The organism is Streptomyces sp. rh34 (assembly GCF_002551245.1).
Lineage (GTDB): Bacteria > Actinomycetota > Actinomycetes > Streptomycetales > Streptomycetaceae > Streptomyces.
Window position 1 is genome coordinate 23150 of sequence record NZ_NTGZ01000061.1, and the last position, 9298, is coordinate 32447.

Genomic DNA, 9298 nt, shown 5'->3' on the forward strand with positions numbered 1-9298 from the left:
CGCGCACCCGCCGCTCCGACGTGAGGACTCCCCCGCATGACCGCGCTCCGCGCGCCTGTGACGGCGCTGCTCGTCGTCGACGTCCAGTCGGCGTTCGTCGCGGGTGACGCCGCCGTGCCCGACGCGACCCGGTTGCTGGACCGGGTGACGGATCTGGTCGGGCGGGCCCGGGGGGCCGGGGCCCTCGTCGTCCATCTGCAGAACGACGGCGCGGTCGGACAGCCCGACGAGCCGGGGACGCCCGGGTGGGAGCTGCACCTGCCCGTGCGCACCGGGCCGGCCGAGACGGTGATCCGCAAGAGCGAGGACGACGGTTTCGAGGAGACGTCGCTGGAGGCCGGGCTGACGGCGGCGGGCGTCCGGGCGCTCGCCGTGTGCGGGGTGATGTCGGAGATGTGCGTGCTCGCCACCGCCCGCCGGGCCCTGGAGCTGGGCTACCGGGTCGTCCTGCCTCATGACGCCCACGCCACGTACGACATTCCGGCCGCGCCGGACATCAGTGACGTGGTGCCGGCGGCGATGGCGTCACGGGTCGCGGAATGGGCTCTGGGCGACGAGGTGGAAATCGTGGCGCGCGCCGGGGACGTCTCCTTCGCCAGTCCGTTCGTCACCACGAGCACGGCCGGGCACTCCAGCTGTGGATCGTGATCTTGCTGAAGGTGAACCTGCGCGTCCGAGCCGGTCTGTGAGGTCTCGGCCGTGAGCGAGCAGCGGCGGGAGCGGGCACCGTCTCCGTCAGGTACGGGACGCGTCGGCCGGGTTGCGGCGCCGGTAGTAGCGGGCGACGCGGGTCCGGTTGCCGCAGCGGGTGGGGGAGCACCAGCGACGACGGGGGTGTGACGGCAGGAACACCATGACGCAGTCGTCGGCCTCGCACTCCTTGAGCCTGTCGATCGCGGGGGCGCCGAGCATCTCGGCGGCGGCCTCCGCCAGCAGTGCGGCGAGGCGGGTGCCGAGAGGGCCGGTGCGGCGGGAGACGACCGTGACCGCGGTGCCGTCCCAGGTGAGTTCGCGGACGGACGGCGCCGCACGCTGAGCCTCGGTGAGTCCGCGCAGGGCGGACCCTGGGGGTTCGGTTCGGTCCAACAATGCCCGGACAGCGGCTTCCGTGTGTGCGCGGACGGCGTGGACGGGGGCGAGGTCGGCCCGGGTCGGTGCGGTGTCCCGAACTTCTCCCTGGAGGCGGTCCCCCTCCAGGGCCAGCCAGTCGGACAACTGCCGCGGGGTGGCGAGCAGGTCCACGCGCCCGTGGGCGCCCATCGGGCGGGTGTTGACCAGGTCCAGGGCCAGGACCTCACCGGTCAGGGGTGCGCTGTCAGCCATGCCCTAATGCTACATCGAACACTTGACACGTTAGCCACACGGCGGTTAGGACTAATGCATCTTTTCACCAAGGAGGCATGTGACATGATGTCCGCGACACCGCCGCGCATCGCTGTTCCGGCCCGGACCGTCCACCGGTTCGTAGAGGTCGATCAGATGGAGGTCTTCTACCGGGAGTCCCTGCCCGAGCGTCCCGACGCCCCGGTGGTGCTGCTCCTGCACGGCTTTCCCTCCGCCTCGCACCAGTTCCGTCGCCTCATCGACACCCTCGGCCGCCACTACCGACTGATCGCCCCCGACTACCCGGGCTTCGGACACACCCGCGCCCCGGACGGGTTCACCTACTCCTTCGAGCGGCTCGCGGATGTCGTCGAGCGCTTCACCGAACGCCTGGGCCTGACCCGTTTCACGATGTACCTCTTCGACTTCGGCGCCCCCGTCGGCTTCCGCCTGGCACTCCGCCGCCCGGATCGGGTCGCGGGCCTGATCGTGCAGAACGGCAACGCCTACGCCGAGGGGCTGTCGGAGGCGGCCCGCGAGTTCACCGCCCTCACCCCCGACACCCCCGGCGCCGACCAGGCCGTCCTCGACCTGTTCACCCTGGACGCCACCCGCGCCCAGTACGAGGGCGGCACCGCCGACCCCGAACTGATCGCCCCCGAGGGCTGGCTGCTCGACCAGCACTTTCTCGACCAGCCCGGCCGCAAGCACGCGCAGCGAGCGCTCGCCTACGACTACAGGAGCAACATCGCCGCCTACCCCGACTGGCAGGCGTGGCTGCGCGAGCACAGACCGCCGACTCTGATCACCTGGGGCAGCCGCGACCCGTTCTTCCCCGAACCCGGCGCGCTTGCCTACCTTTCCGACCTGCCGGACGCCGAACTTCACCTGTTCGACACCGGTCACTTCGCCCTGGAGGACCGTTTGCCCGAAATCGCCCCGCTGATTGCCGACTTCCTCACCCGCACCTGGGCCTGACCGGCCCGCGGTCCAGCACGGGCCGTGCCTCCCGAGCCGGATGGCGTAGGCGTTGACCGCCCGGCTCGGATGCCGTCTCCGCCCGGAAGACGGCATCCGGCCGGCCGGGCGCCGGAACCGGCTACGCGCTCGGGGTCAATAGACCGGCGTCGATGACCTCAGCGACAAGGGTGGCGCCGCGGGCTGTTCTGGTGGATGTGGTCGGTCGTGAGCACGAGACCTCGCCGCCGCGAGATCGTGTCGAGGCTGCGGCGCAGCACTGCGTGCTGGACGAGGACGCCGACGACCGCCGCGGGCGTCGCCTCCCGGTAGGAGATCGGCGGCGCGTCCGCCCGGCGCAGTTCCTCGACCTGGCGTTCGTGGAGCGGAAGGTAGGCCACCTCGTTGGCGGCGGCGACCTCGGCGATCATCCTGCTGTACGTCTGCGATGCCTGTGCCGCTGCTCCGTCGAGCTGTTGGCCGAGTACCGGTAGCGACAGCAGACCGATCGTCGCGTCGGTCTCCGCTCGCAGCCGTGCGACGACGGCTCCCAGGCACTGTTGGAACCAGCCTGCCGACGGGCGGTCGGGGAGCTGTTTGCGCTTCATGGCCTGCTCGACGGGGTAGCCGGCAAGGCTCGCTCGGGCGTCGTTGGTCCCGATCAACACGGTGATCACATCGGGTGGGTTCGTGATGACAGCGTCGAGGCGCCGCAGGAGGTTGTGGGCGAAGTCGCCGTTGGCGCCGAACCGGGCAAGTTGCACGTCACCGGGAGGGTGGCGTCGCCCGAGAAGATCCAGGTAGTCGACGCTGAACTGCGCGCGGGTGAGGCTGTCGCCGAGGCACGCGACGCGTGTCGTCACGGCGCTCCCTCCGGGCCGGGCGTGCCGGCGGGTTCGGTCGGGCGGGTGTCGGTCCGAGGACGGTGATCGGTGCCGAGCGTCGCGGTGATGGCCAGGATGGACGTCGGCCCCTCCGTGTCGACCACGTGCCATACCCCGGCCGGGTTGATGGTGGCCTCACCCGGCCCGAGCAGAACGCGTTCGCGCAGCCCGTCCACGTCGCGGGTGACCGTCACGGAACCGGTGAGGCAAACGACCAGTTCGTCGCCTGCGGGGTGGCTCTCCCAATGGTCTCCGTGCCCGTCGCCGTCGCCGTCGCCGTCGAAGATCATCACCATCCGGCCCTCGGCGCCGTCTGCCGCGACCGCGGCGCTGTAGGCCTGGAGCACCTCCGGGTCCCAGGTGAAGCCCTCGACGGGTTTCGCTCTCGATCCCCGTCCGAGGTGCACGGGGGTGGTCCGCAGGTCCAGGGCATTGCGTTCGTGGTCGACGAGTCTCATGCCGACGATCGTCCACGACAGCGACGGGGCAGTCTTGAAGAAATGGGAAGGGAAGTCGACGCGAGGGGCGGACGGTTGGCGGCTACCCGGCTCCGAGGAGGACTTCGCCGCGACGCCAGATCGTCGGCGATCGGCCGGTGAACTCGCGCCAGTCCCGAACGAGATGGGCCTGGTCGGCGTAGCCGGAGACGGTTGCCACATCGCCCCACGGGAGCGGGTCCTGCGCCGCCGCCAGTTCGTGCGCGTGCTCGAAGCGCAGGACTCGGGCAAGGGTCTTCGGCGACAGGCCCACCTCACCGCGAAACCGCTCCGTGAGGTACCGACGGCTCCAGCCCAGTTCCGCGGCGACCGCCCCAACCCGGACGCACCCCCGCGCGGCGACGAGGCGGCGCCACGCCTCGGCCACCTCGGGGCGCTCCCAGCGCACATCGTCGCCGCAGGCGCCACGGCCGACAGCTCGGAGGAGTAATGCGTCCAGCGTGGTGAAGCGCGCCGCCCACGTCGTCGCCGATCGGAGCCGGTCGACCAGCTCGACGGCGAGCGCTCCGAGAAGCTCCTCAAGGGGGACCAGCCGGTGGGCGAGCTCGGCGGCGGGCATGCCGTAGATGGCCCGGGCCCCGAGGGGTGTCAGCGATACCTGAACACCTTGCTGGCGTCCGTCGTGGTGAATCGCGACGGACCGGCACATCAGACCGCCGGCCACGCTGCCGAATCGGGTGACCGGTGACCCGTCGTCGACGCCCGCCGCCACCTCCAATGGATCCGACAGGCTGATCACCGCAGTGAGCGCGCGGCTCGGCGGGCCGCAGTGCACCCCCGTCGGGAGCCCGCGGAGGTCGAAGCCGACATACGAGTCGACGTACTCCCGCAGGACGGGTGCCGGACGTGCACCGATCCCGGGGGCCGTGTGGTCCTCCATTCTCGTCAGTGTACGAGCGCCCAGCCCAGGACGATCGTCCTCCAGGGACTGATCAGCGTTGTTCGCCGCTGGTGCTCGGATCCGCGAGGACCGGCCCCGTCCTCGGCCTGCCCGCCTCGACCGTCCACCGGATTCCGGCCCGTCACGGGCTGAACCGTCTGGCCTGGATGGACCGGCCCACCGGCTCGGCGATCCGCCGCCACGAACGCGAGCGTCCCGGCGAGCTCGTCCACGAGCCGCTCGCGGAACTGCCGTTTCGGCGGCTTCCTGGATCTTCGGGTTGGTGTGCCGCTGCCTGTCCAGGTGGCGCGGTGGGCGGCGATGGCCTCGCGGTAGCCCCCCGGCGGCCGGCACAGGGTCGACCTGCTTGGGCTCCTCCATCGCCGCCAGGGACTGGGCGTCGGCGAGGTCCGTGGTGACGCCCATGTCGGCGACGGTGTCGATGTGGGCGGCCTTGAGGGTGTCGATGTGCGCGGCCTTGAGCCGGCCGTGCCACAGGTCCAGGTAGGCCCCGGTCCCGCGGCGCAGGTACGCCTCCAGGATCTCCACGTCGTAGCCGAGCTCCTGGGCGTAGGAGACGGCGTGCGTCCGGTACCGGGCAGGTCCAGTCGGGCGGTCAAGGGTCCGCACACGACCGGCGCACCCGTGACCGCCCCCGCAGTTGATCGTTGGCCACGTACTGGCGGCCGGAGCCGCGGAGGCCTACGAACGTGGACAGGACAGCAAAGCTGATGAGTGTGGACAGGACAGCCTGCCCCGGACGACCGATCGTGCCGCCCGGCGCGGGAGCGCTCGCCCACTCCCGGGCCCTGCGGTTCTGGCTGGACCCGGCCAACCTCGCGGCCCGTCTTGAGCAAGCGGGCCCGGTCGTCCCCACCAGGACCGGCCCGACGACCGCCTTCCAGGTCAACGACCCGGCACTGCTGCGCAAGGTCGGCAGTGATGAGGACACCTTCCGGTTCTGGGGCCCGGACCCGAGCCTGCGCGACTTCACCGAGAACGGGGTGGTCGGCCTCGAAGGCACCGCCCACCGGGAGCGGCGCGCCGTGATGAGGCCCGCGTTCGCCGCGTCCCGGCTCACCGCTCTCGGGCCCTCCGTCCAGGCCCGTACCCGGCAGCTCCTCGCCGACCTGCCCGCGGACCGACCGCTCGACATGCGGGTGGAGATGAGCCGGCTCGCCTGCGGCCTCCTCGTCAGCTGTGTCCTCAACAGCGAGCTCGCTCCCGACACCCTGTCCAAGATCGCAGCCGCCCGCTCCGCCCTGTCCGGCGGCACCTTCTGGCGCTACGCCCTCGCACCCTGGCCCTGGGTGCCCGTGCCCCGGCGCCGCGCCAGCCGCCGCGCGCTCGCCGAACTGGACGAGGCCGTCCGCCAGGTGCGAGCCGGCCACCGGCCCGACGCCGACGGCCAGGACCTGGTGTCCTTGCTCGAAGCTGCCGCTCCCGAAAACCCCCACGTGGTGCAGCGCGACATTCGCGCTCTGCTGATCGCCGGTATGGAGACCAGCGCCTCCACCCTCGCCTGGGCCTGCTACGAACTGGGCCGCTACCCGCACTATCAGCAGGCGCTCCAGGACGAAGCCGACGCCGCGCCCGGTACGAGCCGCCTCCAAGCACACCAGCTCCCGCTGGCGACCGCCTTCGTTCAAGAGGTCACCCGCCTCCACGGCATCCCGTTCCTGGTCCGCCGCACCCGCCACCAGACCTGCCTGGGCGGTGTACGGATCCCGGCCGGAGCCGTGGTCACCCTGCCCCTGGGGGCCCTGCGCCGTGACAGGAACCGCTACCGCGACCCGGACGTGTTCGACCCGCAGCGCTGGCTCCCCCACGCCGATCCGCCACCGGCCCCCACCGCGCTGCTCGCCTACGGCCTGGGTCCCCGGTACTGCCCCGGCGCAGCCGCGGCCGATGCCATGCTGCCCGTCGCCCTGGCGACCCTGGCCAGCTCGCGCACGCTGCGCCCGGCGCGGCCGGGCCGCAAGATCGGCGTGAGCCTGGAACTCACACCGACGCCCAAGGGCCTGACCATGTACGCCACACCATGCGAACCTCGGCTGGCCGACACCGGGCCGGCGCCCGACACGGACATCGTTTCCGGTTCCGGGGCAACTTCCACCGAAAGCGGACAGGTGTGACCCGCGCTCCCAAGGGCGCGAACACCTGGCTGTCACTCGGCGCCCTCCTTCCACCACTGCGAGGACGTCTCGGTAGAGGGCCCACTTCTGGTTGTCTCCTCCGTTGTCGACCCTGTTCTCCTTGTTCCGATCCAGGCACCGTCCATCGGCGATGTTGACGATCCGGCCGGTCTCCGCGTCGTGAATCCACCACTGGTTCTGGTCATCGACGCATCCCCATGGAGTGACCTTGGCTCCGTCCGTGCCGAGTTGGTCCCGGTTGGCATCCCGGCACAGGTCACCTGCGTGGCTGAGGACGGGGCCGGCTTCGACGCGTCGCCTCGCTCGCTCAGGGGCAGCGGCCCCGCGATGGAGCGCACGGTGCGGGGCCCGCCCGGGTGAGTCGTGCGCGCCGCCGACGTGTACGCGGCCGCAAGCAAACGGGACGCCGGCACCTCGGTGGACACGGCGCGGACACCACTCGCGGCCACCGAGAACGGGAACCGGCGAGCGGCAGCGACGGGACGAAGGCTTCCAGGCGCCAGGTGGACATCTCACGCTCGGCCGAACGCTGCGCCCCGGCCGTCGCGTTCGCACCCATGGTGGAAGCCGAACCGGCCCGTACCGGCTACTCGGACGCTGCTCGCGGCGCCGGAAATCTCCCGTACGGACGGCATCGGCGCGGTGCTCCGCAGGTTGTGTGCGGACAGCCCGCCGGGGCGCGCCGGGGGAAAATAATGCGGCTACTTGTCAGCCCTGCAGTGGTGGGGATGTGGAGGAGGGAGCCCCGGGTGCTGGATCTGTCGGAGCTGTTCGGTGAGGGCTGGTGCGTGACGATCGCCCCGACTGGTGTCGTGCCCACGCTGGAGCGGATGGGGGGTGGGCAACGCCGTTCGTGTCGACGACGGGCTGGAACGGGTCAGCGAGCGGCTGTGATCCGGCGGGGAGGGGCCGAGGTCACGATCCTGGCACGGGAGTTGCGGGACGGCTGGTGCCTCGCGATCGAGCTGGAGGGCACGTCGGGCTGGGTGGGGATGGGCAGGAAGGTACGGGCGGAACTGTCCGCGCGCGGCCGGGTGGCCGTCTCCGCCTTCCAGGATCCCAACCAGATCATGATGCAGGTGGCGGTCGACGGCACCCCGCTCTGTGAACTGAACCTGATCGCCGGGTACTTCACCCGCGGCCAGGAGGCCGAGGGCGCCGAGGTCGAGTCTCTGCTGGCCGCAGGGTTCTCCCGTGACGGGGGTCCGGTCGGGCAGGCCGCGCAGCTGGATCTCGGTCGGCGCGCCGTGCCGGCTCTTGTCGCGGTGACCGGTGTGGAGTTGGAGGAGGCCCGTTTCGACGGTCCTTGGTACGCGGGCCTCGCAGCTCCTGTGCGGTAGGCGTTCACGCTCGGACGGGAACAGCGGGGCACCGGGCGGAGTGTGGTCATCGTCGAGCTGGCCCCGGACGTCCTCGATGAACCACCTCAGCGTGCGGTCGGGGCCGTTGATCAGCGGCACCATCCGTTCGCGCACGCCCGAGCCGCGCGCGCCCTCGCCGTGACGCGCGTGGAGCTTCCCGAAGCGGCCCAGCGCCCACGTGATCTCGGCCAGATCGAGCTGGCACGCCTCGCTCACGCACGGGCCGACGGGGACATCGGTTTCGATGTGGTCGGCGGGCCCCGCAGAACCTTCCCGAAGGACACGTCGGCGTCGGTCGGCTCCATCTCCCCCAGTGGCCGGCCGCACCAGGCCCGCCTCTGGTCCAGGTGGCCGACGTCCCCGCGGATGGTTCCGTCCGCCGGCCCCACAGAGACCCGCGCGAGCACGAACCCGGCCGGCAGGTCGGTCGAAGAACCGCCTGGCCGTAGCGGCAGACACTCAGCGGTCCTCAGGAGAACGCGCGGGATATCGCACAGGAGTGCGCCACTGCCGCGGCCGGGCTCGATCACGAGCCGGCTATCCCGGGCGACAAGCTGGAACAGCCCCGAGGCGGCCGATAGATGGTGCCGCCATCCGGTGTGGCGATCGGCGGAGCACGGCATGCCGGAAAACGGCTGTCGATATAAGCGGCGGGATATCCGCGGAACACCTCCGGCCTTCCGTACAGGGACTCTCGGCAAGCCCTTTCACCTGCTGTCCTGGAAAGGCTTGTGGTCATGCGCCGATCTGCTGCGCGACCACTCGAATGGCCCTCCTTCTCTCGTCATTCCTCTGTGGTCGTATGAGCGAGTCACGCGCACGATTTCGCCACAACTCTGCCAAAGTGCATTTCGGCTTAGACCCACCGGCAATGGGGGGTGGAAGAAGGAGCGGGGCTGGGTGCGTGCAGCTGCAAGGCGGAGGATCGAGGCAACGCGGAGCGTTGATGTTTGACGACAACGCCGGAGGGGACCCCTCCCTGCTCGATCGAATCCGAGAGCTTGGGGGAGCGCGTTCCCAGCCCCGCGACGCCGCCCCACCATTGCCGGTGGGTCTTACTCACCGGATTGAGCAAAGAGAGCCGTGCGTGCTGCACATGCGTCGTACTGAAGAAAGCCAATTGACGGTCCTTCATTTGGTTCAGCCCGTGGACGGCGGAGTGGCCCGGGTCGTCACCGATCTCGTCAGGGCCCAGGCCGGGTCCGGGCTGCGCCCCGTGGTCGCCTGCCCGCCCGGGAGC

The 9298-nt window shown here is 71.0% G+C and carries 7 protein-coding genes and 3 pseudogenes; 6 read left to right on the plus strand and 4 right to left on the minus strand.

All coding sequences use genetic code 11. The features are described 5' to 3' along the window. Nucleotides 1–36 precede the first annotated feature (36 nt). On the plus strand, nt 37–648 hold the full coding sequence (locus CR470_RS14385) for an isochorismatase family protein (protein ID WP_097867986.1): 612 nt from the start codon (nt 37–39) through the stop codon (nt 646–648). A gap of 87 nt (nt 649–735) precedes the next feature. On the opposite strand, the gene CR470_RS14390 is transcribed toward CR470_RS14385, so the two are convergent. Further along, the gene (locus CR470_RS14390; protein WP_097867987.1) at nt 736–1323 is read right to left on the minus strand and encodes a CGNR zinc finger domain-containing protein; all 588 of its coding nucleotides are present in this window, start codon (nt 1321–1323) and stop codon (nt 736–738) included. A gap of 84 nt (nt 1324–1407) precedes the next feature. Between CR470_RS14390 and CR470_RS14395 the strand changes: the two genes are divergently transcribed. Then, the gene (locus CR470_RS14395) at nt 1408–2301 is read left to right on the plus strand and encodes an alpha/beta fold hydrolase (protein ID WP_257138650.1); all 894 of its coding nucleotides are present in this window, start codon (nt 1408–1410) and stop codon (nt 2299–2301) included. Nucleotides 2302–2422: 121 nt separating this feature from the next. Here the strand turns inward: CR470_RS14395 and CR470_RS14400 are convergent. From CR470_RS14400 to CR470_RS14410, 3 genes and pseudogenes are all read right to left on the minus strand, one after another. Continuing rightward, nucleotides 2423–3143: pseudogene (locus CR470_RS14400) on the minus strand (SGNH/GDSL hydrolase family protein). Next, nucleotides 3140–3622, minus strand: coding sequence for a cupin domain-containing protein (locus CR470_RS14405; protein ID WP_097867989.1), 483 nt, complete (start codon nt 3620–3622; stop codon nt 3140–3142). The pseudogene CR470_RS14400 and the gene CR470_RS14405 overlap by 4 nt, the downstream one beginning before the upstream one ends. A gap of 82 nt (nt 3623–3704) precedes the next feature. Continuing rightward, on the minus strand, nt 3705–4541 hold the full coding sequence (locus tag CR470_RS14410) for a helix-turn-helix domain-containing protein (RefSeq protein WP_097867990.1): 837 nt from the start codon (nt 4539–4541) through the stop codon (nt 3705–3707). Between the two features lie 74 nt (nt 4542–4615). On the opposite strand from CR470_RS14410, the pseudogene CR470_RS14415 reads away from it, so the two are divergent. From CR470_RS14415 to CR470_RS40485, 4 genes and pseudogenes are all read left to right on the plus strand, one after another. Continuing rightward, nucleotides 4616–4822 (plus strand): annotated as a pseudogene (locus CR470_RS14415) (IS481 family transposase); the annotation flags it as partial. Between the two features lie 450 nt (nt 4823–5272). Continuing rightward, the gene (locus CR470_RS14420) at nt 5273–6676 is read left to right on the plus strand and encodes a cytochrome P450 (protein WP_097867991.1); all 1404 of its coding nucleotides are present in this window, start codon (nt 5273–5275) and stop codon (nt 6674–6676) included. A gap of 911 nt (nt 6677–7587) precedes the next feature. Further along, a complete protein-coding gene (locus CR470_RS39525) occupies nt 7588–8037 on the plus strand; it encodes a hypothetical protein (RefSeq protein WP_179892256.1) in 450 nt (149 codons plus the stop codon). A gap of 1117 nt (nt 8038–9154) precedes the next feature. Next, nucleotides 9155–9298, plus strand: a pseudogene (locus CR470_RS40485) (glycosyltransferase family 1 protein); the annotation flags it as partial.